Consider the following 26,914-nt stretch of genomic DNA (forward strand, 5'->3'; position numbering starts at 1 on the left):
CAGCGATTATCCGGTCGAATCGCTACACGGCCCGGGAGGCGCGCCGGTCAACGGGTAACAGCGACCGGTTCGGCGTCCGTGTCGATCGGGGAGGGGTGTACCGGCAACCGGGCGTCGACGATCAGCCCGATCAGGCCGAGCGACAGGCAGATCGCCGAGACGGTGATCGCGATCGGGTGGGTGCCGCCGACCAGCGAACCGGCGAGCACCACCGTCGCGATCGTGCCCGGCGCCGAACCGACCAGTGTCGCAACGAGATAGGGCCGGACCCGCACCGAGGACAGGCCGCAGCAGTAGTTGACGATCGAGAACGGCGCCATCGGGATCATCCGCAGCGCGGCCACCGCGAGCCAGCCGCGCCGAGCCAGCCGCTCGTCGATCGTGCGCACCGCCGGATGCGTCAGGTGTCGGGCGACCCGGTCGCGGCCCACCGCGCGGACGCCGAGCAGAGCCGAGGTCGCGCTCACCGCCGTCGCGCCGAGAGCGATCACCGAACCGAGGATCGGACCGAACAACACGCCACTGGTCACGGTGAGCACGGTGCGCGGAACGGGGGCTACGGCGACCGCCGCGTAGAAGAGGAAGAACAGCAACGGCAACAGCGGCCCGGCGCCGCCGGCCCAGTCTCGGATCTGCTGCGGGCCCGGCAACGGAACCAGCATCGCCACCACGAACAGCGCGGCGAGCCCGGCCATGGCGATGAGCAGGCGCGGGGAGCGGATGAGTCGAGACACCCGGGTAAGCGTACCGGCCGGTAGGGGATGGCCCGAGTGGGTGGACACGCTGTCACAGATAGCATCATCGGGGAACCGGATACATCCTGGTTCGCTGTGGGCCCGTTTGTGGGATTTCACGGACCGGCAGCACACCGGGGTGCGGTCGTCGAATGGAAGAGAGAACAGCAGCTATGCCGATTGGTTCAGAGTCCGGGGCGGGGCTCGCACCGGATCCGGTGCCCGAGTACGCCGCATGGCGCAAGGGTGTGGCGGGTGTGCTGGCGAAAACGCGACGGGTCGAGGCTTCCGAGCTCCCCGCCGAACCGGAACATCTGCTCGATGAGACCACCTATGACGGGCTGACGATCGCCCCGCTCTACACCCGCCGCGACGAGCTGCCCGAGCAGCCGCTGCCCGGCGCCTTCCCGTATGTGCGCGGTGGCGACGCCACGCGTGATCCGCAGCGCGGCTGGTTCGTCGGCGCGTTCGCCGGTGCGGACGACGCCGAGGCCACCAACCGGGCGATCCTGACCGGTCTGGAGAACGGCGTGAGCGCGATCGCGCTCGGAGCGGGCACCTACGGTGTCCCTGTCGACGACATCCCGGTCGCACTGCGTGGCGTGCTGTTCGAGTTGGCTCCGCTGACGCTGGTGGCCGGTGCGGCTGTCGGCGCCGCCGCCGAGCAGGTGTACGAACTGCTCGACGGGTACTCGATCGCCGATCGCGCGCAGATCCGCGTCGGCCTCGGCGCGGCCCCGCTGACGAGTGTCTTCACCGGTGCCGAAGACCTCGATCAAACAGGGACTGTCGCACTCGCCGTGCAGGCGATCGCCCGGCCAGAGACGGTCCGCGCGATCACGGTGGACGGCATCGCCTTCCACAACGCCGGTGCCGCCGACGCACAGGAAGTGGGCGCCGCCGTCGCGGCCGGTCTGGCCTACCTGCGTCTGCTGACCGCCGCCGGGGTGGACATCGCCGACGCGTTCGGTCAGCTCGAGTTCCGCTTCGCGGCCACCGACGATCAATTCGCCACCATCGTGAAGTTCCGGGCGGCACGACGGCTCTGGGCCCGAGTCGCCCAGGTCTCCGGTGCTCCCGCCTTCGGCGCCGCACCGCAGCACGCGATCACCTCGGCCGCCATGATGACCCAGCGCGACCCCTGGGTGAACCTGTTGCGCACCACGCTCGCCGCGTTCGGCGCCGGTGTCGGTGGCGCGGACTCGGTGACCGTGCTGCCCTTCGACGCGGCGCTGCCCGCGGGCGAACTCGGCGTATCGACGACGTTCTCCCAGCGCCTGGCTCGCAACACCCAGCTGCTGCTGCTCGAGGAATCCCGTCTCGGGCACGTGCAGGACCCGGCCGCCGGTTCCTGGTATGTCGACAAGTTGACCGACGAACTCGCCGCCAAGGCCTGGGAATTCATGCAGGAGCTCGAATCCGCCGGCGGCTACCTCGCCGCGCTGGACGCCGGCGTGCTCGCGGCCCGGATCGCCGAGACCGCCGCCACGCGCGCCGCCGACGTGGCCCATCGCCGGACCGCGGTCACCGGGGTCAACGAGTTCCCCAACCTCGCCGAGACCCCGCTGTCGGAGCAGGCCCGCGAGCCGGGCCCGAATGCGCGCTACGGCGCTGCCTTCGAAGCGCTGCGCAACCGCTCCGATGCCTACCTGGCTGCCAACGGCGCTCGTCCGAAGGCGCTGATCGTGCCGCTCGGCTTGGTCGCCGAACACAACGCGCGCACCATCTTCACCGCGAACGTGCTCGCCTCGGGCGGCATCGAGTCGGTGAACCCCGGTCCGCTCACGGTCGACGCGATCGCCGCCGCCGCCACCGAATCCGGTGCGCGCATCGCGGTGCTGTGTGGTGCGGACAAGCGCTACGGCGAGCAGGCGGGAGCCGCCACCGGCGCCCTGCGTGCCGCCGGAATCGAGACCGTGCTGCTGGCCGGACCCGAGAAGGCGGTCGAGCAATTCAGCGGGACGCAGCGTCCCGACGGATACCTGGCCCTGCGTATCGACGCGGTCGCGGTCCTGTCGCAGCTGCTGGAGAAGGTGGGAGCCTGATGACCACATCCGATATCGAGCACGTCATCGGCAGCTTCGCCGAGGTGCCGCTGACCGACCACGCGCCCGCGCCCGCCGATGTCGACGCCGAGCAGGTGCGCACCTTCGTGGCCGATGCCGCGACGGCCAACCACACCACTGCCGAGCAGTTGGTCTGGTCGACCCCCGAGGGCATCGACGTTCCGCCGGTGTTCACCAAGGCCGACCGGGATGCCGTTGTCGCACAGGGCTATCCCCTCGACACCGTGCCCGGCGTCGCGCCGTTCCTTCGCGGCCCGTACCCGACCATGTACGTGAACCAGCCGTGGACGATCCGCCAGTACGCCGGCTTCTCCACCGCCGCGGACTCCAACGCCTTCTACCGCCGCAACTTGCAGGCGGGCCAGAAGGGGCTCTCGGTCGCCTTCGACCTCGCCACCCACCGTGGCTACGACTCCGACCACCCCCGCGTCCAAGGCGACGTCGGTATGGCCGGTGTTGCGATCGACTCGATCCTGGACATGCGTCAGCTCTTCGACCAGATCCCCCTGGATCAGGTGTCGGTGTCGATGACCATGAACGGCGCGGTGCTGCCGATCCTGGCGCTCTACGTCGTCGCCGCCGAAGAGCAGGGCGTGACGCCCGAGCAGCTGGCCGGAACCATTCAGAACGACATTCTGAAAGAGTTCATGGTCCGCAACACCTACATCTATCCGCCCAAGCCCTCGATGCGGATCATCTCCGACATCTTCGCCTTCACCAGCGCGAAAATGCCGAAGTTCAACTCCATCTCCATCTCGGGTTACCACATCCAAGAGGCCGGTGCGACCGCCGATCTGGAGCTGGCCTACACCCTCGCCGACGGTGTGGAGTACATCCGCGCCGGCATCGCCGCGGGCATGGATGTCGACAAGTTCGCACCGCGCCTGTCGTTCTTCTGGGCCATCGGCATGAACTTCTTCATGGAGGTCGCCAAGCTGCGCGCGGGGCGTCTGCTGTGGAGCGAGCTGGTGTCGAAGTTCGAACCCAAGAGCGCGAAATCGCTGTCGCTGCGGACACATTCGCAGACCTCGGGCTGGTCGCTGACCGCGCAGGACGCCTACAACAACGTGGCGCGCACCTGCATCGAGGCGATGGCCGCGACGCAGGGGCACACCCAGTCGCTGCACACCAACGCGCTCGACGAGGCACTGGCCCTGCCGACGGACTTCTCCGCCCGCATCGCCCGCAACACCCAGCTGCTCATCCAGCAGGAATCCAACACCACCCGCCCGATCGACCCGTGGGGCGGCTCGTACTACGTCGAGTGGCTCACCCACCAGCTCGCCGAGCGGGCTCGCGCCCACATCGCCGAGGTCGAGGCGCACGGCGGTATGGCGCAGGCGATTTCGGAAGGTATTCCGAAGCTGCGCATCGAAGAGGCCGCCGCGCGGACCCAGGCGCGCATCGACACCGGCCAGCAGCCGGTGATCGGCGTGAACAAGTACCAGGTCGAAGAGGACCACGCGGTCGAGGTCCTCAAGGTCGAGAACTCGCGGGTGCGTGCCGAGCAGATCGAGAAGCTGGAACGGCTTCGCGCCGAACGTGATTCGGTTGCTGTGGAGCGGGCACTGGCCGAATTGACCCGTGCGGCTTCGGCGACCGAAGGCGGCATGGAGAACAACCTGCTCGCGCTCGCCATCGACGCGGCGCGCGCCAAGGCCACCGTCGGTGAGATCTCCGACGCGCTGGAGAAGGTCTACGGCCGCCATCAGGCCGAAATCCGTACCCTGTCCGGTGTGTACCGTGACGAAGCAGGCAAGGCCACCAACATCGGCGCCGCCATCGCGCTGGTCGAGGAATTCGGCGAGGCCGAGGGGCGTCGTCCCCGTATCCTGGTCGCCAAGATGGGCCAGGACGGCCACGACCGCGGCCAGAAGGTGATCGCGACGGCGTTCGCCGACCTCGGCATGGACGTCGACGTGGGCCCGCTGTTCCAGACGCCCGAAGAGGTGGCGCGCCAAGCGGCCGACAACGACGTGCACATCGTCGGTGTGTCCTCGCTGGCCGCTGGTCACCTCACGCTGGTGCCCGCCCTGCGGCAGGCACTGGCCGATGTCGGTCGTCCCGACATCATGGTCATCGTCGGCGGCGTGATTCCGCCCGGTGACTTCGACGAGCTCTACGAGGCCGGTGCTGCGGCGATCTTCCCGCCCGGCACCGTCATCGCCGACGCGGCCATCGACCTGCTGAAGAAGCTGGGCGCGGCACTCGGGCACGAGATCGGTGGCGGCACAGCCGAATGAGCGACGCCGCACAGGTAGCCGGGGGTGCCGACGCGCACCCTCGGCTCGGGACCACTGCGGGCGTCGGCTCGCCACGGAACGAGGGGCGCACCGCCGTGGGCGTTCGCCGGATGATCGATGTGGACGCGCTCGCCGAGGAGGTCAAGGCGGGGCAGCGCTCGGCGCTGGCCCGCGCGATCACACTGGTCGAATCCACCCGCTCCGATCATCGGGAACTCGCGCAGCAGCTGCTGCTGCGGGTGGCGGCAGAACCGGGGAGCGTCGTCTCGAACCGGGTCGGCATCACCGGTGTTCCCGGCGTCGGCAAGTCCACGTTCATCGACGCGCTCGGTATGTACTTGCTGGCCAAGGGGCATCGAGTCGCGGTCCTCGCGGTCGACCCGTCCTCGACCCGCACCGGCGGGTCGATCCTCGGTGACAAGACCCGCATGGCCCGGCTGTCGCTGGAAGCCGACGCGTTCATCCGGCCGTCTCCGACGGCGGGCACCCTCGGCGGTGTAGCCAAGGCGACCCGCGAAACGATCGTGCTGCTCGAGGCCGCCGGATACGACGTGATCCTCGTGGAGACCGTCGGCGTCGGCCAGTCCGAGGTGACCGTCGCCAATATGGTCGACGTGTTCTGCTTCCTCACCCTGGCTCGCACCGGAGATCAGTTGCAGGGCATCAAGAAGGGCGTGCTGGAACTGGCCGAACTCGTCGCGGTCAACAAGGCCGACGGCAAACACGAGATCGAGGCCAAAGGCGCGGCCCGCGAACTGGCAGGGGCGCTGCGCCTGATCCATCCGCACGACGCCCTGTGGAAGCCGCCGGTGCTCACCATGAGCGGCCTGGAAGGCATTGGCCTGGACAAGTTCTGGGGCACGGTCCTCGATCACCGGCGGGTGCTCACCGACGCGGGCGAATTCGCGGAGAAGCGCCGCCGCCAGCAGGTCGACTGGACCTGGACCATGGTCCACGATCAGATCCTGCGCCGCCTGGCCGACAATCCGAACGTGAAAGAGGTTCGTGCGCAGGTGGAATCGGCTGTCCGCGCTGGAACGCTCACCCCCGCCCTCGCCGCCGAACAGATCCTCACGGCCTTCGACCGGAGTTGAGGCACCTGCAACGGTGCCCACCGGTAGCTGTTGGAGGAATCATCGAGTCGCCCCTAGGGTGATCGCCCGGAATTTTGGCTTTCACGTGGGATTTTGTGGATCATAGTCTGATTCCGAATGCTTTGCTAGCTGTTGTCTGAGCCGATTTTCAAGGATCCTCGGAAGTGGACGTCGAGAGCTGACGGCCGAGGAGGCAGTGATGACGATCTTCCGTACGAATCGGATGATGAGCAGCGACAGGACGCCCGAGCGGGCGATTCTCGGGGGTGACGGTCGCTGGCGGCTCACCTGGCTGCCGGAACTCGGCCTGACATGCGATCAGGCGATATCAGGACTGAGGCTGGACGAGATCCTCAGTGACCCAGCCCTGGTCTATGACCGGATGGCACTGGCGGAGGCCACCACCTGCGCCGACCGCATCGGCATCATCCTCGAGCTCGCGATGGTGCGACTCTGGAAGCGGATGATCACCACCATCGCGTTCTGCGGGTTCGTGGCGACCCGATGGGGTCGACTCGCATGACCGGGTCGGACTCTCACAACCAGCGGATACGTCGGAAGACGACGATCAGGGCGGTGCAGATGGCGAGCATGACGATCACCGTGGCGGGGTAGCCCCAGGTCTGTCTGAGCTCGGGCATGTGATCGAAGTTCATGCCGTAGATGCCGGCGATCATGGTGGGGACGGCCAGGATGGCGATGTAGGCCGAGATCTTGCGCATATCGGTGTTCTGCTGGACCGCGATCTTGGCCACGGCGGCGCCGACGAGGGTCGTGAGGGTTTCGTCGAGGTCGTTGATGCGTTCGGCGACACCGCTGTGGTGGTCGGCGACATCGCGCAGGTAGCGCCGCACTTCCTTGGGCAGGGGCGTGCGCGGCGAGGTGAGGGTTTGCAGCGGGGCCGCGAGGGGGCGCACGGCGCGACGCAGCTCGACGATTTCCCGTTTGAGCTGGTAGATCGCCTCGATGGGGAGTTTGCTGCGCGGGCTGAACAGCTCCTCTTCCATGGACTCGACATCGAACTCGACCGCCTGGGTGACATCGATGTAGGTGTCGACGACGTGGTCGGCGATCGCGTGCAGCACCAGGCCGGGGCCGAGTGCGAGGCGATCGGGTTCGGTCTCGAGCCGGTGCCGGACCGAGGTGAGTTCGTTGTGTTCGCCGTGGCGGACCGCGACGACGAAATCGGCGCCGAGGAAGACCATGATCTCGCCGGTCTGCACGATCTCGCTGACGATGTGCATATCGTGCTCGACATAGGCGACGGTGCGCATCACGGTGACCATGGTGTCGTCGTAGCGTTCGAACTTCGGGCGCTGCCTGCCGGTGACGGCGTCCTCGACGGCGAGTTCGTGCAGGCCGAATGTCTCGGCGACCTCGCCCATCTGCCGCAGGTCCGGCTCGAACAGGCCGATCCACACGAAACCCGTACCGCGCGCACGGATTTCGGCCAGGGCGGTCTCGGGGGTGAATCGGCCGGGCAGACGGTTGCCGTCGACGTAGGCGGCGCAGTCGATGATGGCGCGCGCGGTCGGGACCGAGGGTTTGGAGACGGCTGGCACCCGGCGTCTACCGCGCGACAGCAGCGGAGAACCTGATACCACGGCCCCGATACTGCGCCGGGGCGCGAGGCGAGCCGATGAGATGTGAGTGTCGTCGACCATCGTTTCACCTCGCTCTCTTCGATCGCTGCGCAGCATCCCACGGTGGCCGATGCGGACGCAACCGAACCAAAGGGTTGCGCGGACCGCCACACCTGTGAATACTTAGGTATATGCCTAAGTATTCGAGCGACGAACCGGACGGAGGGCTCGACAGTGTCTTTCGGGCCCTGGCCGATCCGACTCGCCGCGCGATCGTCGAACGGTTGGCGCGTGGGCCCGCATCGGTGTCGGATCTCGCCACACCGTTCGACGTCGCGCTCCCGACGATCGTGCAACACCTGAAAGCGCTGGAAGCGGGTCGGCTCGTCAGTTCGGCGAAGATCGGGCGCGTGCGCACCTACCAACTGGTGCCGGACGCGTTCGGGACCGCGATGGACTGGCTGCACCGCCAACGCCCACCGGCGCAGCGTCAGGTGGACCGGCTCACGGCACTGCTCATGGAATCGACCACAACCTCAGAAGGAGAAGAACAATGACCGACACGGTGACCCGCTCCATCAACCACGCCCAGTTCACCATCGAACGTGAGGTGCCCGTCGCGCCCGCCGTCGTCTTCCAGGCCTTCGCCGACCCCGCCGTCAAGGCGACGTGGTTCGGCGGCGAGGAAGGCTGGGAGCAGGGCGAGGTCTCCGTCGACTTCGCGGTAGGCGGCCGCGAGATCAACGAAGGCACCTTCCACGAGGTGACCTCCCGCTTCGTCGCTACCTACACCGACATCGTCGACAACGAACGCCTCGTCTACACCTACGACATGTGGCTGAACGGTTCCCATATCTCCACCTCGGTGGCCACCTGGGAATTCGAACCCACCACCACCGGCACCAAGCTCACTCTCGTCGAATTCGGCGCCCACCTGGATGGATTCGACACCGGTGCCCAGCGTGAGGAAGGCACCCTCGGTCTCGTCGACGCTCTGGTGAACTACCTCACCGCACCATGACAACGCGCGAATGCCTGCCGGTCGCGCCGTCGGGGAACGGGGTGGCTCTGGCGTCGGTCTGGACCTCGCCGGTGGCATCGACCGCGCGTACGCGAAGAGAGTGGGTGCCCGGCGAGGCATCCCAGGTCCAGCTCCATTGGCGCCAGGTATCGAGGGAGTAGGCCGTGGCGAGTGTGGTGGGCTGCCACGGGCCGTCGTCGACCTGGATCTCCACGGCGCTGATCCCGCGGCCCTGGGCCCAGGCGACGCCCGCGACGGTCACGGCTCCGGCGTCGAGGTGGGCGAAGGCCGCCGGGACATCGATCCGGGACGCGGTCTTGACCGGTGCCCGCGGCGCCCAGTCGCGTTGGGTCCAGTACGCCTCGGCGCGGTCGAATCGGGTGAGTTCCAGGTCGACAACCCATTTGGTGGCCGAGACGTAGCCGTAGAGGCCGGGCACGATCATGCGGGCCGGGTAGCCATGGGCGACGGGCAGCGGTTCGCCGTTCATCGCGACGGCGAGCAGGGCGTCGGGGTTGCCGCGCACGGCGGCCAGTGGTGTTCCCGCGGTGAATCCGTCGATACTGCGCGACAGGATCATGTCGGCGTCGGCGGAAGGGCCCGCCTCAGCCAGCAGATCGGACAGGCGATATCCGGTCCACAGCGCGGTGCCTGCGAGATCACCACCGACCTCGTTGGAGACGCAGGTGAGCGTGATGAGCGACTCGACGGCGCGCCTGGCGCTCAATTCGTCGAAGTCGAAACGTATTTCGCGGTCCACCATCCCGTGGATGCGTAGCCGCCATTGCGCGCGGGTCAACGACGGGAGCTGGAGCGCGGTGTCGACCCGGTAGAAATTCGTTGCGGGGGTGATGAATCGGGTGAGTCCGGGAATCGCTCGGTCCATCTCGGCGGTGACCGGCGGGGCCGGATCCGCGACCCGCGGCAGGACGAAAGCCGCCCGGTCGGCAGTGATGTCGCGCAGTCGGGTACCGATGACCCGCCCCGCCGCACCCGCCGCCGCGGCTCCTGCGGCCACCGCCGTCAGCGCGAGCAGGAAGCCGCGCCGCGTCGGCCCCGCCTGCTGGGCGCCCTCCGACGGAACGAGGAACAGCGCGCACAGCGCCGCGATCCCGGCCAGCGCCCCGACTATCGACGGGACAACGAAAAGCGGTGTGCCAGTAGGGCGGAGCAGGGCCAGGCCAGCTACAACCACACCGAGCGCGCCCAGCAGTCCCGCCGCCGAGGCCAGGCTGCGGCGGGCCACCAGACCGATCATCGCGGCAGCCACCGCCATCACCAGGCCCATCGTGACGGCCAGCGCCAACTTGTCGTTGGCCCCGAACCAGCGGATGGCGTTGTCTTTCAACCACTTCGGTGTGTGATCGACCACGGTGGCACCGAGGACGAAGAAGGGGGAAGAGGCCGGATCGACGAACACGGCGACGAGGTGTCCGACCCCGAGGACGAGTGCCGCCGCGGCCGCCGCGGCGGCCGCGGCAGCGAGACGGCCCGGATGACGATGGGTGAAACCTAGTCGGCGAACCATGCTGTCACTCCTGGTGTTTCGAGTGTCGGCACGGCCCGCCGAAGCGGGTCAGCCGACGATCATGCTGACGATCGGGGAGGTGGTCGGCCCGGGCGAACCACCGGCGGGCTCGACGGTGACCGCGAGGGTGTCGGCGAGGTCGACAGCGGTGACGACCGAGGTCGGACCGTCCATCACTGCCACCGATTTCGGCGGGTCGCCCTCGGGTGTCAGCAACCACAGCTGGTAGCTGCGATCGGCGGGCAGCGCGGGCATATCGTCGAACGACACCGCGGCGGCGCCGAGGGACTTCGACTGGTACACCGTCATCGCGCCGCCGCCGGTGACGGCGACCGACGACTCCAAGCTGTCGGGCTGGTCGAGCACCTGCTGTGCAGTGACAGCTCCCGTGCTGTCGTTCGCGCGCTCCATCACCACCGCGATGCCGACGCCGGCGCCGACCGCCACGATCGCCGCGGCGGCGACGGTCAACCATCGCAGCTGCCACCGCTTGCCGAGCGCGCGATGCCGCGCGAGCGGATGTATCTGGGGGTCGTGGCGGTCCAGTGCCCGCATCAGCGCGGATTCGAGTCGCGCCGGTGGCGGGACCGAGTCGAACACGGTCAGCTCCGCCATGGTCTCCTGGATGCGCCGCACGAGGGTGTGGAATTCGGCCGCCCGGTCGGGTCCGGCGGCCTCCAGCCACTCGTCGAGCGCCTGTCGTTGCGCGGGATCGAGTGCATCGATGGCATACGGGTAGGCCTCGTCGATCCACGACCAGGGCGTTCGCCGATCGGTCTCGCTCATCGGGAACCACCTCCGGTCAAACAATTCTCGAGCCTCTTCAAGCCGTCTTTGATCCGGCTCTTCACTGTCGGCAACGGCACCGCCAGGGTCTCGGAGACCTCGACGTAGGTGCGGCCGCCGTAGTACGCCAGCGCCACAGCTTCGCGTTGGAGCGCGGTCATGGTCTCGAGACAGTCCAGCACCGACTGCTCGTCGAGTCGCTGGGTGACCTCCTCGGCCACGATGTCGTGGTCGCAGCCGAGGTGAGCGTGACCGAACACGATGTCGCGACGGGTGGCCGACTGCTCGGCCCGCACCCGGTCGACCGCGCGCCGGTGGGTCAGCATCATCAGCCAGCCGATCGGGCTGGCCTTGGCCGCGTCGTACTGCCCGGCCAGCGACCAGACCTGGAGGAACACCTCCTGGGCGATGTCCTCGGCGGCGCCGTGGTTGCGCACCACGCGGAGCGCGAGCCCGAACACCCGCGGGCTGGTGGCCCGGTAGAACTCGGCGAAGGCCGACCGGTCACCTGCCGCGACATCGTCGAGCAAGGTGACCAGCCGCGCTTGCACGGCATAGTCGCGCTGGGCGCCCGCCGGGCAGGCCGGAGCCGGCTCGGTCACCGATCGCAGGCGGATCGGTGAGGAGCCGGGCCGGGCCTTCATCGTGTGGTCCCTGCTTGAATCAGCATGAGAGGGATTTCGGCCTGCCTTCGGGTTCGGATGGGCGTCGCCGAGATATTTCTGCAGTGACGCTGGACTGAGCGCCGGCGCGACCATCGTCGACATCATGCCGCTGGCGGCATGAGCACGCTGTCGATCATGTACACGGTGGCGTTGGCGGTGCGGACGCCACCGCAGATGACGTTCGCGTCGGCGACTTTGATCGTGTTACCCGAGCCGCTGACCGTGACGTCGGCGCCCTGGACCGTCTTGTGTGTGCCCGCAATGTTCTGCGGCGCGATCTGGCCCGGCACCACGTGATAGGTGAGGATCGAGGTGAGCGTGGCCGAATCGGTCTTCAACGACTCGATCGTGGCCGGATCGATCTTCGCGAACGCCGAGTCGACGGGCGCGAAAACGGTGAACTGACCGCCGTTGAGCGTATCCACCAGGTTGACCTCGGGATTGAGCTTGCCCGAGACCGCTGAAACCAGGGTGGTGAGCATCGGGTTGTTGGACGCGGCGACGGCGACCGGTTCCTGGGCCATCCCGCTGACCGAGCCGGGTCCACTGGGAACCTGGGCGGCGTATGCCGCGCACCCGGGCCCGACCAGGTCCGCGGCGGCTGCGGACGCGCCGGTGGTCGCGGCCGGTGCCGACGTCATCGGCGCGGCGGAGGACGAGGCGGCGGTGGTGGTCGAGTTGTCGTCGGAACAGGCAGCGAGGCCGAGCGCCGAGCCGAGGAGCATCGCCGCAACGAGAGTTCTTGGCAGAGATCGCATGGTGTTTCCGTCACTTCCGTCGAGGCGGCGAAGTGCCGCACAGGTTCTGGACGCAACGGAGTTCGGCAGGCTCGGTGGCTCGGACTGGTCGCGAGCAGAAGCGATTTCCTCGACATCGCGCTAGCTGCCGACACAGTCGATGATCGGCGCGGGATAGTCTGCCGCATCGACGTTCTCGCGCCACGGACGGTGAATGCTCGCGCCGGGCAGATGCGCCAACTCGGGCAGCCAGCGCCGCACGTAGACGCCGTCTGGGTCGTAGCGGTCGGCCTGGCGCAGGGGGTTGAGTACGCGGTTGGGCCGGGTGTCGGTGCCGGTGCCCGCGACCCACTGCCAGTTGAGCTGGTTGTTCGCGAGGTCGGCGTCGACGAGCCAGCGCAGGAAATGTGCCGCGCCGACCCGCCAGTCCTGGTGGAGCGACTTGGCGAGGAAGCTGGCCGCGATCAAGCGCGCTCGCCCCGGCATCCAGCCCTCGGCGCGCAGTTGCCGCATGCCCGCGTCGACGATCGGGTAGCCGGTGCGCCCGTCTCGCCAAGCGGTGACGGCCTTTTCGTCGTCGGGGCCTGCGTTCACGCGTGTGCGGTAGTCCGACCAGGCGGCATCGGGGCGGGCGGCGAGCACCTGGTGGTGGAAGTCGCGCCAGGCCAGCTGTCGGGCGAAGGCGAGTCCGCCTTCGGTCGACGTATCGACCCGGCTCACCACCTCGGTGGGCGAGACGCATCCGAAGTGGATATACGGCGACAACCGGGAGGTGGCATCGGCGGCGAGAAAGTCGTTGTCGCGGGCATAGTCGACGATCGGGCCGTCGAGCCAGTCCTGCAGCAGGGCACGCCCGGTGGACTCCCCACCGACCTGCAACCGGGGTGACGGCTCTCCAGAGCTCAGATTCTGCGCTTCTGGCAGCGCCTCACTCCGGATCGTCGGCACCGCCAGTGATCGCGGCGCCGCCAGTGGGGTCCGGTGATGTGCCGCGCTCCAGCGCCGGAAGTACGGGGTGAAAACCGCGAAATGATCGCGTCCCGTCGACGGGACCAACTCGGCGGAAGTGGCTGTGACGGAACCGGAATGGCACACCACGGTGATGTCGGGGATCTGGCGCAACGCCTTCTCGCGCGTGCTGCTGTAGCGGCTGACATCCTCGGCCAGGTGCACACTCGCGGCGCCGGTCTCCTTCACCACTCGCTCGACTTCGTCGATCACCGCGCCGCGGCGCACGACGAGTGTGCCGCCGAGTGCGCGCAGTTCCTTGTCGAGTTCGGCCAGTGCGGCGGCGAGGAAGTGCGCGCGATTGGGCGGGCAGCGATCGGGCACCAGCGCCTCGTCGACGACGAACAGCGGCACCACCTGGTCGGCAGCGCGCGCGGCCGCGGTGAGCACCGGGTTGTCGTGCACGCGCAGGTCGCGAGTGAACAGGGCGATGGCGACGCTCATCGTGCGCAGAGGGGCGCCACGCCCTCACGTCCACCGGTCGTGGGTGAGGTGAGATAGATGCACGGGTCCTGACCGGCGATCCTGATCGCCTCGTCGATCTGCTGCCAGGTGGCATCGTCGAGTGCCGGAGTGCGGGAGAGGACGAAACCGGACAGCCTGCTCGGCGAGGTGACCAGCGCCCACGAATAGTCCGGGCCGAGTGCGGTCACGATGTAGTTGGTGTCTCCCTGGCGCCCGTCCTGGCCGGGAACACCCGGAAAGCTCACGTGCAGTTGCGCGTTGGTGACCGGGTCGTTCACCGTCGCGGTGCCACGGATCTCGTCGACGCCGCCGGTCCAGGTGTGGCAACGGTTGAAGACTCCGACGTCGCCGGCCGGGTCGAGGGTGTAGGTCGCGGTGGTATCCCGCGCGCAATTGAGGTTGAACGGCTGCGGCACCGCCGCGAGCTGATGCCATTCGCCGAGATAGCGGTCGAGCTCGAGACGAGGTACGGGGGCGGGCGGTTCAGCGGCCGCGGTGGCGGCGCCCGTGACGGAGAGGCCGACGGCGATCAGCAGGGTGGTGGTCCACGGGCCGAGACGGGTGCGCACAGTAACTCCTCGTGGGTAGGTGGTGTTCTCACCATGCTAGCAGCAAACGATGCACTAATGATGCATGAAATGATCGATTCGGTGGGAGGTCGATTCGGCGGGCAGCGTACGCCGCCGACGCGCGGAGGACGGGTCGTGACGCGCCGGTCATGCCATTGCGGGCAGAATGAAACGATGTCCGCCGGTTTTGCTCCCGAATCCGCCGCGGCCGGATTCACGGTGCGCGCGGTGGCCGATCGTCTCGGCATCCCGACCGCGACCCTGCGGAGCTGGAACCGCCGCTATGGCATCGGTCCCGCCCAGGATCGGCCCGGCCGCCATCGCCTCTACTCCGACACCGATATCGCCGTGCTCGAGCACATGCTCGAGCTCATCGGCGGCGGCGCGAGTCCGGCCGGGGCCGCGGCGGCGGCTCGCGGGCCCGCGCCGGTGCTCGGTGACCGCGCCGGCCTGCTCGACGCGGCGTTCGCACTGGATACCACCACCGTGTGCGCGCATCTGGACGCGCACGTGCGGGCGCACGGCGTTGTCCAGACCTGGGAGACCCTGTGCCGCCCCGCCTTCGCCGATATCGTCGCGCGGCAGGGCGGCGGCGAGGGCTGCATCGACGTCGAGCACCTACTGTCGTGGTCGATCGCGGCAGTCATGCAGCAGGTGAAACCCGCGCAGAGCAGTGCGCCCGTGCTGCTCGCGTGCACCAGCGGTGAAACGCATTCGCTCCCGCTCGATGTGTTGCGTGCCGCCCTGGCTCAGGCCGGTGTCGGTGCGCGCATGCTGGGTGCCGACGTGCCGACGGTCGCGCTGTCCGACGCGCTCGCCAGGCATCCGAGCGGGGCCTCGGTGCTGCTGTGGTCGCAACGGGAGTCGACCGCGTTGACCTCGGCGGTGCTGGCGTGTGCGGGGGCAGGCGCGCGGGTGCTCGTCGGTGGGCCGGGGTGGGAGGTCGTGATGCTGCCCGAGACGGTCGAGCGGATCGGCGGACTCGCACTCGCGGTCGATGCCCTGCACTGAATTTTCCCGGATCTGCCACGTTCCGGCCCGGTGCCGACGGGCTAACGATGCACGGTCGAGGCGGCACGGCTGGCCGGTGGTCGTCGGACCCCTCCGACCGCTGTCGCTCGATGCTGACGACTGGCGCCGGGCTCTGTCAGCTCGCGGTTCGCCCGAGTAGATGCCGCAGCGTCTCCTCCAAGCCTTCGGTACGGAAGGTGTGCCCGGCCTCCGTCAGCCGGGTCGGCGTCACCCTCTGATCGGCCTCGGCGAGTTCCCGAGATCCCTGTCTGCCGAGAAGGATGGCCGGACCGAAACTCGGCACCGGCAGCAGCGCGGGGCGATGGAGCACTCGCGCCAACACGCGGGTGTAGTCGCTGTTGCGAACTGCCTGCGGCGCAACAGCATTGACCGGTCCGCGCAGGGTGTCGTCCCACAGCGCGCGATGGTAGACGTCGACGAGATCGTCGATACCGATCCACGACAACCACTGTCGGCCGTCCCCGATTCGCCCACCGAGCCCGGCGCTGAACAACGGTCGCAGCAACCGCAGGGTGCCGCCGCGCGGAGACTGCACGATGCCGGTGCGCACCCGCACGACGCGGACTCCGCCCACCGCGGCGGGCTCACAGGCGTCCTCCCACTGTTCGACCACATCGGCCAGAAAGCCGTCACCGCGCTCGGACTGCTCGGTCAGCGTCTGCTCGCCGCGGTCGTATCCGTAGTAGCCGATGGCCGAAGCGCTGACGAAGGTGTCGACCCCCGAGGCGGCGGCGAGTTCGGCGAGCCGCCGGGTCGGCTCGATGCGGCTGTCGGCCACCGCGCGCCGGTGCGCGGCGGTGAACCGTCCCGCGATGGATGCCCCGGCCAGGTGAACCACGGCGTCGACGTCGGCGAGCAGGTCGGCGGCGGGCGCGGCGGGGTCCCACTGTCGTTCGTCGGGATGACGCGCGTCATGGCGGACCAACCGCACCACGCGATGCCCGCCGGTGCTGAGGAAGGCGCTCAACGCGGAGCCGACGAGCCCCGACGCGCCGGTGATCGCGATCGTCGACGGTTGCCAGCCGGACTGGCTCGCGCGTAGGTGGGCGGCCAGATCGTTGGTCAGCTGGCGGTAGCGGTAGTCGAACATCGGCCGCAAGAGCGACTCCGGAATCGGGGTCTGCACCCGATCGATGACCCGGGTGTGCGCGTCGTCGATCTCGGCGAACTCGTGGACGTGCCGCCACGGCAGCAGGCGCGAGACCGGCAACGAGGCAGGCCCGTCCGCCGCGACGGCATCGGCGAACCGCTCCGGCGGCCGATACTGCTCGGGGTCGTGCGCGGCGACCCAGCGCAGTCCGCCGGGAAGACCGAGCACCGCACGCCCGGTGGCCAGCGAATCGGCCTCGTCGAGCAGGGTGACCGGTTGCCACGGCGGAGCCAATCGCGCGAACGCACCGCGACGAGCGAACCAGGCGAAGACGTCGGCCCGGGGTGTTGCGACGATGCCAGAACACTCGATGCCCATGACTCGACTGTAGCCACGATCAGCGATCGGTGAAGCGATGACGCATCGAAACGCGGCCTCAGCCGTGGCCCATCGCGCCCATGTCCATCTGCATGGGAGCGGCTTGCTGACCAGGGGCGAGGACCAGGAACTGGCCCATCATGCCCTGGTCTTCGTGGTGGAGGAGGTGGCAGTGGTACATGTACGGATAGGTGGGATCGGTGTGGTCGGCGAAGTGCATGGCGAGGGTGTAGGTGGTGTCGGGGGCGGTGTAGACGGTGTCCTTCCAGCCGGAAAGGGCTGGGGGAGGCGGTGTTCCGTCGACGGCGAGGATTTGGAATTGGACGTCGTGGACGTGGAAGTTGTGCGGCCAGTTGTCCTTGTTGCGGACCGTCCAGACTTCGGTGGTGTCGACGGGAATGCTCATGTCGATGTGGTTCATGTCCATGCGGCGGTTGTTGATCATGAACCATTGCAGGTCGAACGAGCGGGTCGGTGCGGTGGTCGCGGCGGCGAGGGCACGCATCGGGATCAGCGTCGTGGGCAGCGCGGCGGAAGGTCGCAGGGATTCGGCGGCACGCAGTGTCAGGATGTCGAAGGTGTCGTCGAAGCCGAACTCGGTGGCGCGGTCGATGCCCGCGCGCTCGCTGATCGGCAGGGACCGTAACGTGACGTTCTCGCCCGCACCAACGGTGACCACCATTTCGACACGTTCACCGGGACTCAGCTGAATCCGGTTCGCGGAAACTGGTTTCGGGAGCAGGCCGCCGTCGGTGGCGATGAGCTGGAATGCTCTGCCGTCGCCGAAGGCGAGGTTGTAGAGGCGGCCCGACGAGCCGTTGAGGATGCGCAACCGGACCCTGTCGGTGGTGACCGACAGGTGGGCGTCGGCGATGCCGTTGGTGACGATCGTGTCGCCGAGCAGGCCGACATCGGTGGCGTCGGATTCGTCGAGCGCACCGTCGGCGGTGAACCGGCGATCCTGGATCACCAACGGAATGTCGTCGACGCCATAGTCTTTCGGCAGTTCCAGCCCGTCCGCCGCGTCGTCGTCGATCAGGAAGAAGCCGGAAAGCCCACGGTGGACATGCTTTTCGGTCGCGCCGTGTGGATGTGGGTGGTACCAGAGCGTCGCGGCCTGCTGCTGCACCGTCCACGTCGGCGCCCACACCGCGCCCGGCCCGATCATCTGGTGCGGGCCACCGTCGAACTTCGCGGGCAGGTGCATGCCGTGCCAGTGCACCGAGGTGGGCTCGGGTAGATCATTGGTGATGGTGAAGGCGACCTTCTCGCCGCGTCGAGCGCGCACCGTCGGCCCGAGAACCGACCCGCTGTAGCCCCACGTGGGGGTCTGCTTGCCCTGGATCATCTCGGTGGTGCCCGCCTGCGCCCGCAGCGTGAACCGGCGGACACCGTCCGCTCCGACGGCAGCGGCGGCCAGCGGCGGGATGGGCAGCGGGCGGGTCGAGCCAGCGCCCGGACCAGGTATCGACGGGCGAATCGAACACCCGGCCGCGAACACCATCGGTGTGAGGGCCAGCCCGGTGAGAAATCCTCGTCGCGAGACCACATGTACTCCTTCTGTGCGGGAACCTCCAGCTTGGTGCGATGACGGCGGCAGCGACTCCGCCGAACAGCCGGATTGGGCCCGCCGAATTCCGCCCGCACGGCCCTTGCGGACATGCCGGTCGCGTGGTAGCCCGAGCAGGTCGGTCCTCTCCCGCGCGGACGCGCCGACCGCCTGCCGGTGCGGTCCGAACCGCTCGGTCGCCTACCGTGGGGGCGTGATCGACATCCGTGCCCGCCGCGACCTGCGCGGGCTGCTGCGGTGGCTGCCGCTGGCGCTGATCCCGGTGCTGCTGCTGGCCAGCACCTACCCGGACCAGTACCGCGTGCCCGCGCACTACTGGCTGCTGGCGATGACGGCGGCCGTGGTGTTCGCGGCCGGATCGCGATGGCCGCTCGCAGTCTCGCTGGTGCTGTCGGCGCTGGCCGTACCGATGCTGCGCACGGAGGCCTGGGGCGTATCCGGCCTGGTGCCCTACCTCGGCGGCGTGGCCCTGGTCGATGTGGTGGCGCGCACGCACCGGTGGTCGATCGTGGCGGTGGCGACCGCGGGATGGGCAGCCGCCGTGACGCTCGGGCGGGTCGGTCTGCACGACACCTCGATCGGGCGGGCGTCCACCCTCGTCGAGGCCGCGGCGTATGTGGGACTGCCGTTGCTGCTCGGGCTGTACCTGCGCGGACAGCGTGACCTCGCGCGGAATCTGCGACTGCGCGCTGTCGAGGCGCAAGCGCGCACCCGTCTCGACGAGCGCGCCGCACTGGCCAGAGAACTCCACGACGTGGTCGCCCACCACATGGCCTCGATCATCCTGCGGATCTCGGTAGCCGGACATGTTGCGCGAGAAGCCGATCCGCGCATCGTCGCCGTCCTCGACGACGTCCGTGGCACCGCGGCCGACGCGCTCGCCGACATCCGCAGGCTGCTCGCCGCCCTGCGTGATCCGGCCCTGGGCACCGTCGCCCTGGTCGATACCGAGGCGGTGGCGACCGAAATCGACGCCGCGCTCACCCGGGCTCGTGCCGCCGGATTCGCCGTGGAGGCCGAAGTCGATGCCGACCTCGGCGGGCTCGACGCGATCAGCAGGCTCACCCTGCTGCGGCTGGTACAGGAATCACTGACCAACGTGATGAAGCACGCCGATCACGGTGTGCCGGTGCGATTCCGGATCGGCAGACACGACGACGGGATCGCCATCGAGGTCGTCAGCGGCGCTCGCGAAGCGACTGCCGTCGCGGGACACGGCATCGTCGGGATGCACGAGCGCGCCGAACTCGCGGGTGGCACCCTCACGGTCGGCACGGGCGCCGACGACGAGAGTTGGACAGTGCGCGCCTGGCTGCCGGACAGTACAAGGGGAGTGGAGGCGTCGTGATCACGGTCTTGCTGGTGGACGATCAGCGTCTCGTCCGCGCGGGCCTGCGGATGCTCATCGAGGACACCACCGATCTCGTCGTCGTCGGGGAGGCGGCCGACGGCGTCGAAGCGGTGCGACTGTACGCCGAGCTGACCCCCGACCTGGTCGTCATGGATCTGCGCATGCCCGGACAGGACGGTGTCGCGGCGACCCGGCAGATCCTCGCCTCGTCACCGCGTGCGAAAGTGCTCGTGCTCACCACCTTCGACGACGACGAACACCTGTTCCCCGCGCTATCGGCCGGGGCCGCGGGCTATTTCGTCAAAGACACCGAGCCCGCTGTGCTGCTCGACGCGATCCGGCGCACGGTCGACGGTGATCTGCTGTTCTCGCCGGCGCTGCTGCGTCGGCTGGTCGGACGGGCTCTCGCAGCGCGACCGGCCCCTGAAACACCATCCCCGCCTGCCGATCTGACGCCTCGTGAACTCGATGTTCTGCGCCTGGTCGGCGCCGGGCACGGCAATCAGGCGATCGCCGACCAGCTCCATCTCGGCGTGAGCACCGTGAAGAGCCACGTCGCCAACCTGCTCGACAAAACGGGCACCGACAACCGCATTCGGCTCGCTGTCTACGCGTCCAAGATCACCGGCTGATCGCCCGGGCCGCATTGTGACGGTGACCAATCACAGCGGGTTGTTGGTGACGAAATGGTATGAGGACGGTAACAGCGATGTGATCTGGCCCGATACAGTGATCGACCGCACTGAGCGGTCTGTTTCGGTGTGGAGGTTGGATCGATGAAGTGCCGCAGTGCGGTCTCGGCGGTGCTCGTCGCGGTGTGCTCGACGATGATGAGCGCGGGCGAGGTGCACGCACAGGGTCCGGAAGCCGCTGTGGCGGTGGTGAATCCGGTCGTGACGAGCGAAGGGTCGCGGGCCGAGGTCACCGCTGTCGACGGTCGGCAGGTGACGGTGCGGATCCACTCCGCGGCCATGGGTCGCGAAGTCTCCGTCAAGGTGCAACGGCCCGCCGACACGTCGGTGCCGCGGCCGTCGCTGTATCTGGTGAACGGCGCGGGCGGCGGTGAGGACACCGCCACCTGGGAGCAGAACACCGACGTGGTGGACTTCCTGGCAGGCAAGGACGTCAACGTGGTGATGCCCGTAGGCGGTGCGTGGAGCTACTACACCGATTGGCGCGAGCCCGATCCCATGCTGGGCGTGAACAAGTGGCGCACCTTCTTCCTCGACGAACTGCCCACCATCGTCGACACGATGTTCGCGACGACCGGCAAGAACGCGATCGCGGCGAACTCGATGACGGCCACCTCCGTCCTGCAACTCGCGATCGCCAAGCCGGGACTGTTCCGCTCGGTCGCCGCCTACAGCGGCTGCGCCCAGATCAGTGACCCGGTGGGCAGGCAGTTCGTCAATGTCGTCGTCGGGACCGGCGGCGGTGACGCGTCGAACATGTACGGACCTCCCGGCGATCCGGCCTGGGCCGCCAACGATCCCGTCGTGAACGCCGAAGGTTTGCGCGGGACGAAGCTCTACGTGTCCAACGGCAACGGCCTGCCCGGCGAATTCGACAAGCCCGGCGACTCGCACCTGGTCACCTGGGGGCCGGTCGGATTGGCCAACCAGATCGTCATCGGCGGCGTCATCGAGGCCACCACCCAGTGGTGCACCAAGAACCTGCAGCGGCGGCTGGACGAACTCGACATCCCCGCGACCTTCGACGTGTCGACCCAGGGCACCCACTCCTGGGGCTACTGGCAGAAGGCCTTCAAGAACTCGTGGCCGCTGCTGGCCGACGGGATGGGTATCCCCGCCTGATCAGTCGAGTTCGAACAACCGCACGGCGTTGTCGTGGCAGACCTTGCGCAGCCAGTCCGGACCGAGGTCGAGGCGCTCCAGCGCGGCCACGGCCTCGGCGTAGGGATACGGGATGTTGGGGAAGTCGCTGCCGAACAGGATGCGATCGGCGAAGCGGCGCAGGCGTTCTCGTTCGGCGGGCGGGAAGGGCGCACCGCCTTCGCTGAAGTCGGTCCACACCATGGTGGTGTCGAGATGGAGCAGCGGGTACTGCTCGGCCAGATCGAGGAACTCGCTGTATTCGGGGGTTCCCATGTGCGCGATGATCAAGCGCAGGGTCGGGAAGCGCCGCAGGAGTTCGGCGATGGGGGCGGGTCCGGTGAATTCGCCGGGGGCGGGACCGGATCCGCAGTGGATGAGAACGGGCGTGCCGGATTCGGCGAGGATCGCCCACACCGGGTCGAGCAGGGGGTCCAAGGGCGAGAACGCGCCGACCTGGATGTGCACCTTGAACACTCGCGCGCCGTTGTCGATCGCCTCGCGGACATAGCGTGGCGCGTCCGGCTCGGGGTAGAAGGTGGCCGTGTGCAGGCACTCGGGGGTGCGGGCGGCGAACTCTGCGGTCCAGTCGTTGAGCCAGGCGCCCATCTCCGGCTTGTGCGGGTACACCAGTGAGGTGAACGCGCGGACGCCGAAGTCGCGCAAGGTTTTCAGGCGCACCTGTTCGTCGTCGCGATAGGTGATCGGCCACGGTCGACCGGTCAGCGGCCCGGCGGCGTCGAAATAGGCCCAGACCTTACGCATCACCTGATCGGGCATGAAGTGGGTGTGGACATCGACGATCGCGGGCAGGTGGTAGCGAGCGCGGAAGTCGGCGAGATAGGCAACAGTGTCTACGGTCATGACTGCTCCGGGTAGAGGCGGCGGGCAAGGGCGCCGACGCAAGTGACGAGGCGTTCGAAGAAGACGTCGGGGTCGGTGCGGATCACGATGTCGGCGTTGGGTTCTCGGCCCCACATGCCCGCCCAGTCGGCGACGGTGGTGGCGCGGGTGATGGTGCCCGCCAGTTCCACGTCGACGGTGGCCGGGCGAGTGGTCGCCAGGGTCGGGTCGAGGGCCACCGCGGCGGCGAACGGGTCGTGCATGTGCGCCAGGTAGCCCAGGTCGTACTGGTGGTGGAAGTCGAAATAGAACCGCACCGCGTCGGTGAGATAGCGGATGATCGGATTGCTCGCCGCCGAACGGAATTCGGGGGGATCGCCCGCGCCGACGTGCTCGATCGGTGCGCTGTGCGCGGCCCGCGCCAGCAGTTCGAGGTGTTCGGGGACCATCTCGATGGACTCGGTGATGTCGAGTGCGCAGACCAGCGGTCTACGGTCCGGCGGTGCCGCCGAGAAGGCGTCGAACACCTCTTTGGCCGCTTCGGGGTCGACGTGGATGTTCCACTCGTTGGTCGGGGTCGTATTGCCCGGATGGTTGAACGCGCCGCCCATGATGACCAGACGGCGCAGCAGGCGCGGCAGTTCGGGTTCGATGCGCAGGGCCAGTGCCAGATTGGTCAACGGCCCGGTGCACAGGCCGGTCACCTCGCCGGGATCGGCCCGAACCAGGTCGACCCAGAGTTGGGCCGCCGACCGCGACGACAGCGAGCGCGACGAGACGGGCAGTTCGGCGTACCCGAGGCCCTGCGGACCGTGGGTGTCCTCGGTGGTGCGCAAGGGGATGGCCAGCGGTTCGGCCGCGCCGAGCGCCACCTCGATCTCGGGTGCCCGGCCCAGGTCGAGCATCGCCAGGGTGTTCGCCGCGACCTGTGCCCCGTCCACGTTGCCCGCGGTGGCGGCGATGCCGATGATCTCGGCGTCGTCGCAGGCCAGCAGGTAGAGAATGGCGAGGGAGTCGTCGATCCCGGTATCGACGTCGAGGATGATCTTCTGCGGCACGTCATCGAGAGTAGCCGCGGACCTCACCGGGTCCGCGGCCAGTCTGTGGGTGGGCTCAGTAGGTCGGCAGGGCGAATTCTTCGGTGTGGCCGAAGAAGATCTTCTTGGTCAGCGGACGCATCGGGCGAGACATCATGAGTCGCACGTTCGCCTTGGCGAGCCGGGTCAACAACGGGGACTTGGGGATCATCATCGCCATACCGCCGCCGGGGATCTCCTTGGCCTTGTCCAGGAACGGCGTGATCTTGTCCTGGTAGCGCTGCTGCGCGCCTGCCAGATCATCTGGCGTGGCGGCGATTTCGGCGGCCAGCACATACGCGCCGACGATGGCCATCGCGGTGCCCATGCCGCTCAGCGGGGAGCCGCAGTAGCCCGCGTCGCCGATCAGCGTCACCCGGCCGATGGACAGCTCGGGCACGTCGACGCGGGCGATCTCGTCGAAGTAGAAGTCGGGCGTGGATTCCATCGCGGCGAGGACCGCCGGGGCGTGCCAGCCCGCGTCGCCGATCGTCTCGGCGATGAGCGCGCGCTGGGCGTTGATATCACGGCGCAGCGCCGGGTCCACCTCGGTGCGCATGGTGATGATCGCCTTGGCGGTGGCCGGGTCGCCGTCGGGGCGGATGCCGAGCATGGCGCCGGGCACCAGGCGCATGCTGAACCAACCGGGCTCCACATCGGCCGGCTTCGGCATGGTGAAGAAGGCCCCGTACCCGCCGAGGTTGGTGCTGAACTTCTCCTCGGGTCCGAAGACGAGTCGGCGGGTCGCCGAGTGGATACCGTCGGCGCCGATGACCAGGTCGAATCGCTCGGTGGCCCCGGACGCGAAGGTGACGTCCACGCCGGCGTCGTCCTGGACGATCTTGTCGATCCATTCGCCGTAGCGGTAGTCGAGCCGGCCGTTGTCGGCGGTGGCCAGCGCGTCGAGGAGTACCTGATTGAGATCGCCACGGGTGATCTCGATTTCGGCCACAGCGCCCTGGCCGTCGAAGTCCTCCATCGCCATCCGGGCGTAGATCTTGCCGTCGCCGTCGATGTAGGACATCCCGCGCTCGTCGAGCTGGTACTCGGCGATGCCCGCCATCAGGCCCATCCGCTGTGCGGCCTCCTTGCTCGGGCCACGCAGATCGACGGCTTGGCCGCCGGGACGGGGGGCCGCGGCGCGCTCGACGACGGTGGCGCGAATGCCGTTGCGCAGCAACTGGAGTGCGACCGCGTTGCCCGCGATACCGCCGCCGGAGACGAGAACGTGCAGGGGGCTGGTGATGCTCATGATGATGATTCCCGTCTGATGTACGAATGTCTTAGACATATGTCTAACAGAGATTTGCACGCCTGTCTAGAACAAACGTCTAAGACGATCGAGTAGGCTGCTGAGCATGGGCAACAGGGAAGACCTACTGGCTGGGGCGCGCAAAGTGATTCTGGAGCGCGGCGTCGCGAAAGCGACCGCGCGCGATATCGCCGCCGCGGCGGGGGTGAGCCTGGCCGCGATCGGCTACCACTTCGGGTCGAAGGACCGCCTGGTCACCGAGGCGTTGAGCGAGGCGCTCGGCAACTCCATCGGTGACGCGATGGAAGGGCTGATCGCCGCCGGCGCGGGGAAAACGCCACTGGAAGGGCTCGCGCAGCTCTGGAACGGAATGCCCGCGGTCTTCGCCGACAACCACGAGGCGATGCTGGCCAGTCTGGAGAACATCGTGCGGATCGTGCGCTCCGATGATGCGCGGGGCCAACTCGGCGACCAGCTATCCGGCGCGTTCGACGACCTCGCCGCGAACGTCCAGGCGGCACACCCCGAACTCGACGCCGCCCAGGCCGCGGCCATCGGGCGGATGTACTTCGCGCTCGTCCAGGGACTCGGAGTGCTGTGGTTGCTGAATCCGGGCGAAGTGGTCGCCAACGGTGATCAGCTGACGGCCGCGGTCTCGGCGCTGGCCGGAAAATGACCGGGGCGAGCCGTCACGCGGGGTGGTAGTGGTCGGTCGCTTCGACCCAGAACGGCTGCGCCGAACCGTACGGTGGTGCGGGCCAGCGGAAGTCGTCGTACTCGGCGAAAACCGGTGCGGCCGTGACCAGTTCGCCATGGGTGACGGTCGCTGCCTCCTCGGGCGGTGTGGCGACGGCGTGGTCGGGGGAGCGGTCGTCAGCGCCCAGGAGCCAGGACGCGGTGCGGGCCAAGGAAACCCGAACGGTCCGGGCGAGCCCGTCGTCGGCGCGAGCCAGCAGGGCGTCCATGACACCGGCGGCCAGCAGATAGCCCGAACCATGGTCGAGCGCCTGGGCGGGTAGCGCGCCGGGACGACCCGGTGTGCCCTCCAGAAGCGAGATGCCCGATGCCGCTTGAACGATGCTGTCGAACCCCCGGCGCGCACCCCACGGTCCGTTCGTACCCCAGGCGCACACGGATGCTTCGATCAAGCCTGGATGTCGGGCCGCGCTGACCCCGGCCGCGGCGAGCGCGCCCGGGCGGTAACCGGTGACCAGCACGTCCGCCGCGGCGAGGAGATCGTCGAAGGTCGCGAGGTCGGTGCCCAGGTCGAGCAGCGTGGAGCGTTTGCCCTGGCCGGTATCGGAGAACTGCCAATCGATCTCGGGCAGCTGCGGTGGGTCGATGCGGAGCACGTCGGCGCCGAGCAGGGCCAGCGTTCGGGTGGCGACCGGGCCTGCGAGGACACGGGTGAGGTCCAATACGCGAACGCCGGTCAGTGGTCGTTCGACGGTCGGCGAAGCGGAGGCGGTGCCGAGTCGAGCGACCGCGTGTCGATCGAGTGGGGCCGGGGTAGCTGCGGCTCTCGGCCACGGTGCGGTGGACGTGAGAGCGTCACGTGTCTCCACGGCGACCAAGGGACCTGTCGCAGCGGCGCGGCCCATCGGACTGTCCGCCCATTCGCTCTCGGTGAGGACTCGCGCGGCGATGGCACCGGCGGCCGCGGCGGCGTCTTCGACCTCGGCGCCTTTCATCGCGCCCACCCTGGCGGTGAGCTGGGCGGCGTCACCGTCTGCCGCGAGTTCGAGCGCTCGCAGCAGTCGTTCACGGTGATGTGGATAGTTCGCGTGGGTGCGGACCCAGCCGTCGGCGGTGCGGAAGAAGCCCGACAGCTCCGCGAAGAACTCGGGTGCGCTGCCCCCGCGACGGAACAGTCGTTCGCTGCTGAACGCCCCGGTCACTCGGTCGGCGTCGAGGCGAACCGGACCGACGGGCAGACTGTGCGCCGCCCGCACACGGTTGGCGGCCGCGCTCGCCGCCGCGACCGAACCCGC

At 68.5% G+C, this 26,914-nt stretch carries 25 protein-coding genes; 11 read left to right on the top strand and 14 right to left on the bottom strand.

The genetic code is table 11. The features are described from left to right. Window positions 1-47 precede the first annotated feature (47 nt). A complete protein-coding gene (locus NS1_RS22695) occupies window positions 48-734 on the bottom strand; it encodes a TVP38/TMEM64 family protein (RefSeq protein WP_084503920.1) in 687 nt (228 codons plus the stop codon). Between the two features lie 173 nt (window positions 735-907). Between NS1_RS22695 and NS1_RS22700 the strand changes: the two genes are divergently transcribed. From NS1_RS22700 to NS1_RS22715, 4 genes are all read left to right on the top strand, one after another. Beyond that, window positions 908-2,779: a methylmalonyl-CoA mutase family protein gene (locus NS1_RS22700; protein WP_062987533.1), complete on the top strand. Its 1,872-nt coding sequence runs from the start codon at window positions 908-910 to the stop codon at window positions 2,777-2,779. Continuing rightward, a complete protein-coding gene (gene scpA, locus NS1_RS22705) occupies window positions 2,779-5,043 on the top strand; it encodes a methylmalonyl-CoA mutase (RefSeq protein ID WP_062987535.1) in 2,265 nt (754 codons plus the stop codon). Before NS1_RS22700 ends, scpA begins: the two co-directional genes overlap by 1 nt. 110 nt (window positions 5,044-5,153) lie before the next feature. After that, window positions 5,154-6,137, top strand: coding sequence for a methylmalonyl Co-A mutase-associated GTPase MeaB (gene meaB / locus NS1_RS22710; protein WP_062987593.1), 984 nt, complete (start codon window positions 5,154-5,156; stop codon window positions 6,135-6,137). Window positions 6,138-6,336: 199 nt separating this feature from the next. Next, complete coding sequence (locus NS1_RS22715; RefSeq protein ID WP_062987537.1) at window positions 6,337-6,660, top strand: hypothetical protein; 324 nt, start codon at window positions 6,337-6,339, stop codon at window positions 6,658-6,660. 13 nt (window positions 6,661-6,673) lie between these two features. Here NS1_RS22715 and NS1_RS22720 read toward each other — a convergent pair whose 3' ends face one another. Beyond that, entirely contained in the window at window positions 6,674-7,801 is a 1,128-nt protein-coding gene (locus NS1_RS22720) for a magnesium and cobalt transport protein CorA (protein ID WP_084503921.1), read from the bottom strand. Window positions 7,802-7,911: 110 nt separating this feature from the next. Here NS1_RS22720 and NS1_RS22725 point away from each other — a divergent pair, with 110 nt between their 5' ends. Continuing rightward, window positions 7,912-8,277, top strand: a complete 366-nt coding sequence (locus tag NS1_RS22725; RefSeq protein WP_062987539.1) for an ArsR/SmtB family transcription factor — start codon at window positions 7,912-7,914, stop codon at window positions 8,275-8,277. Further along, window positions 8,274-8,741 carry an SRPBCC domain-containing protein gene (locus NS1_RS22730; protein WP_062987541.1) on the top strand — a complete coding sequence of 156 codons (468 nt, stop codon included), beginning with the start codon at window positions 8,274-8,276 and terminating at the stop codon, window positions 8,739-8,741. Before NS1_RS22725 ends, NS1_RS22730 begins: the two co-directional genes overlap by 4 nt. Here the strand turns inward: NS1_RS22730 and NS1_RS22735 are convergent. The 6 genes from NS1_RS22735 to NS1_RS22760 all read right to left on the bottom strand — a co-directional run bounded on the left by NS1_RS22735 (window position 8,728) and on the right by NS1_RS22760 (window position 14,499). After that, window positions 8,728-10,269, bottom strand: coding sequence for a molybdopterin-dependent oxidoreductase (locus NS1_RS22735; protein ID WP_062987543.1), 1,542 nt, complete (start codon window positions 10,267-10,269; stop codon window positions 8,728-8,730). The genes NS1_RS22730 and NS1_RS22735 overlap by 14 nt on opposite strands. Before the next feature lie 48 nt (window positions 10,270-10,317). After that, window positions 10,318-11,055 (bottom strand): anti-sigma factor, encoded by a 738-nt coding sequence (locus NS1_RS22740; RefSeq protein WP_062987547.1) that lies wholly within the window; start codon window positions 11,053-11,055, stop codon window positions 10,318-10,320. Further along, the gene (gene sigK, locus NS1_RS22745) at window positions 11,052-11,699 is read right to left on the bottom strand and encodes an ECF RNA polymerase sigma factor SigK (protein ID WP_062987597.1); all 648 of its coding nucleotides are present in this window, start codon (window positions 11,697-11,699) and stop codon (window positions 11,052-11,054) included. Before sigK ends, NS1_RS22740 begins: the two co-directional genes overlap by 4 nt. A gap of 122 nt (window positions 11,700-11,821) precedes the next feature. Beyond that, window positions 11,822-12,478, bottom strand: coding sequence for a fasciclin domain-containing protein (locus NS1_RS22750; RefSeq protein ID WP_062987549.1), 657 nt, complete (start codon window positions 12,476-12,478; stop codon window positions 11,822-11,824). A gap of 120 nt (window positions 12,479-12,598) precedes the next feature. Continuing rightward, window positions 12,599-13,909, bottom strand: coding sequence for a cryptochrome/photolyase family protein (locus NS1_RS22755; RefSeq protein ID WP_062987551.1), 1,311 nt, complete (start codon window positions 13,907-13,909; stop codon window positions 12,599-12,601). After that, entirely contained in the window at window positions 13,906-14,499 is a 594-nt protein-coding gene (locus tag NS1_RS22760; protein WP_062987553.1) for a lipocalin family protein, read from the bottom strand. Before NS1_RS22760 ends, NS1_RS22755 begins: the two co-directional genes overlap by 4 nt. Before the next feature lie 174 nt (window positions 14,500-14,673). Here NS1_RS22760 and NS1_RS22765 point away from each other — a divergent pair, with 174 nt between their 5' ends. Beyond that, entirely contained in the window at window positions 14,674-15,510 is an 837-nt protein-coding gene (locus tag NS1_RS22765) for a MerR family transcriptional regulator (protein ID WP_062987555.1), read from the top strand. A 136-nt stretch (window positions 15,511-15,646) separates the two neighbouring features. On the opposite strand, the gene NS1_RS22770 is transcribed toward NS1_RS22765, so the two are convergent. Together NS1_RS22770 and NS1_RS22775 are read right to left on the bottom strand one after the other, a co-directional pair. Next, window positions 15,647-16,999 (bottom strand): TIGR01777 family oxidoreductase, encoded by a 1,353-nt coding sequence (locus NS1_RS22770; protein ID WP_062987558.1) that lies wholly within the window; start codon window positions 16,997-16,999, stop codon window positions 15,647-15,649. Window positions 17,000-17,057: 58 nt separating this feature from the next. Then, a complete protein-coding gene (locus tag NS1_RS22775) occupies window positions 17,058-18,503 on the bottom strand; it encodes a multicopper oxidase family protein (protein ID WP_062987599.1) in 1,446 nt (481 codons plus the stop codon). Window positions 18,504-18,762: 259 nt separating this feature from the next. On the opposite strand from NS1_RS22775, the gene NS1_RS22780 reads away from it, so the two are divergent. From NS1_RS22780 to NS1_RS22790, 3 genes are all read left to right on the top strand, one after another. After that, complete coding sequence (locus NS1_RS22780) at window positions 18,763-19,917, top strand: sensor histidine kinase (protein ID WP_062987559.1); 1,155 nt, start codon at window positions 18,763-18,765, stop codon at window positions 19,915-19,917. After that, a complete protein-coding gene (locus NS1_RS22785) occupies window positions 19,914-20,552 on the top strand; it encodes a response regulator (RefSeq protein ID WP_062987562.1) in 639 nt (212 codons plus the stop codon). Before NS1_RS22780 ends, NS1_RS22785 begins: the two co-directional genes overlap by 4 nt. A 144-nt stretch (window positions 20,553-20,696) precedes the next feature. Then, the gene (locus tag NS1_RS22790) at window positions 20,697-21,734 is read left to right on the top strand and encodes an alpha/beta hydrolase (protein WP_062987602.1); all 1,038 of its coding nucleotides are present in this window, start codon (window positions 20,697-20,699) and stop codon (window positions 21,732-21,734) included. On the opposite strand, the gene NS1_RS22795 is transcribed toward NS1_RS22790, so the two are convergent. From NS1_RS22795 to NS1_RS22805, 3 genes are read right to left on the bottom strand one after another with little or no spacing between them, the layout of a single operon-like run. Then, window positions 21,735-22,616, bottom strand: a complete 882-nt coding sequence (locus NS1_RS22795) for an amidohydrolase family protein (protein WP_062987564.1) — start codon at window positions 22,614-22,616, stop codon at window positions 21,735-21,737. It abuts the gene before it with no gap. Continuing rightward, window positions 22,613-23,653: a nucleoside hydrolase gene (locus NS1_RS22800; protein ID WP_062987566.1), complete on the bottom strand. Its 1,041-nt coding sequence runs from the start codon at window positions 23,651-23,653 to the stop codon at window positions 22,613-22,615. Before NS1_RS22800 ends, NS1_RS22795 begins: the two co-directional genes overlap by 4 nt. A gap of 55 nt (window positions 23,654-23,708) precedes the next feature. Beyond that, complete coding sequence (locus NS1_RS22805; RefSeq protein ID WP_062987568.1) at window positions 23,709-24,923, bottom strand: FAD-dependent monooxygenase; 1,215 nt, start codon at window positions 24,921-24,923, stop codon at window positions 23,709-23,711. A 106-nt stretch (window positions 24,924-25,029) separates the two neighbouring features. Between NS1_RS22805 and NS1_RS22810 the strand changes: the two genes are divergently transcribed. Beyond that, entirely contained in the window at window positions 25,030-25,599 is a 570-nt protein-coding gene (locus tag NS1_RS22810) for a TetR/AcrR family transcriptional regulator (RefSeq protein ID WP_056817527.1), read from the top strand. Window positions 25,600-25,612: 13 nt separating this feature from the next. On the opposite strand, the gene NS1_RS22815 is transcribed toward NS1_RS22810, so the two are convergent. Then, window positions 25,613-26,914, bottom strand: a 1,302-nt coding sequence (locus NS1_RS22815) for a CoA transferase (RefSeq protein WP_062987570.1), incomplete at its 5' end; no start/stop codon positions are given.

The organism is Nocardia salmonicida NBRC 13393, from assembly GCF_001613085.1.
GTDB lineage: Bacteria > Actinomycetota > Actinomycetes > Mycobacteriales > Mycobacteriaceae > Nocardia > Nocardia salmonicida.

Bases quoted from the DNA above. Each gene is read 5' to 3' on its own strand.
- NS1_RS22700 (WP_062987533.1), top strand. From the start codon at position 908: ATGCCGATTGGTTCAGAGTCCGGGGCGGGGCTCGCACCGGATCCGGTG.
- scpA (WP_062987535.1), top strand. From the start codon at position 2,779: ATGACCACATCCGATATCGAGCACGTCATCGGCAGCTTCGCCGAGGTG.
- meaB (WP_062987593.1), top strand. From the start codon at position 5,154: ATGATCGATGTGGACGCGCTCGCCGAGGAGGTCAAGGCGGGGCAGCGC.
- NS1_RS22715 (WP_062987537.1), top strand. From the start codon at position 6,337: ATGACGATCTTCCGTACGAATCGGATGATGAGCAGCGACAGGACGCCC.
- NS1_RS22720 (WP_084503921.1), bottom strand. From the start codon at position 7,801: ATGGTCGACGACACTCACATCTCATCGGCTCGCCTCGCGCCCCGGCGC.
- NS1_RS22725 (WP_062987539.1), top strand. From the start codon at position 7,912: ATGCCTAAGTATTCGAGCGACGAACCGGACGGAGGGCTCGACAGTGTC.
- NS1_RS22730 (WP_062987541.1), top strand. From the start codon at position 8,274: ATGACCGACACGGTGACCCGCTCCATCAACCACGCCCAGTTCACCATC.
- NS1_RS22735 (WP_062987543.1), bottom strand. From the start codon at position 10,269: ATGGTTCGCCGACTAGGTTTCACCCATCGTCATCCGGGCCGTCTCGCT.
- NS1_RS22740 (WP_062987547.1), bottom strand. From the start codon at position 11,055: ATGAGCGAGACCGATCGGCGAACGCCCTGGTCGTGGATCGACGAGGCC.
- sigK (WP_062987597.1), bottom strand. From the start codon at position 11,699: ATGAAGGCCCGGCCCGGCTCCTCACCGATCCGCCTGCGATCGGTGACC.
- NS1_RS22750 (WP_062987549.1), bottom strand. From the start codon at position 12,478: ATGCGATCTCTGCCAAGAACTCTCGTTGCGGCGATGCTCCTCGGCTCG.
- NS1_RS22755 (WP_062987551.1), bottom strand. From the start codon at position 13,909: ATGAGCGTCGCCATCGCCCTGTTCACTCGCGACCTGCGCGTGCACGAC.
- NS1_RS22765 (WP_062987555.1), top strand. From the start codon at position 14,674: ATGTCCGCCGGTTTTGCTCCCGAATCCGCCGCGGCCGGATTCACGGTG.
- NS1_RS22770 (WP_062987558.1), bottom strand. From the start codon at position 16,999: ATGGGCATCGAGTGTTCTGGCATCGTCGCAACACCCCGGGCCGACGTC.
- NS1_RS22775 (WP_062987599.1), bottom strand. From the start codon at position 18,503: ATGGTGTTCGCGGCCGGGTGTTCGATTCGCCCGTCGATACCTGGTCCG.
- NS1_RS22790 (WP_062987602.1), top strand. From the start codon at position 20,697: ATGAAGTGCCGCAGTGCGGTCTCGGCGGTGCTCGTCGCGGTGTGCTCG.
- NS1_RS22795 (WP_062987564.1), bottom strand. From the start codon at position 22,616: ATGACCGTAGACACTGTTGCCTATCTCGCCGACTTCCGCGCTCGCTAC.
- NS1_RS22805 (WP_062987568.1), bottom strand. From the start codon at position 24,923: ATGAGCATCACCAGCCCCCTGCACGTTCTCGTCTCCGGCGGCGGTATC.
- NS1_RS22810 (WP_056817527.1), top strand. From the start codon at position 25,030: ATGGGCAACAGGGAAGACCTACTGGCTGGGGCGCGCAAAGTGATTCTG.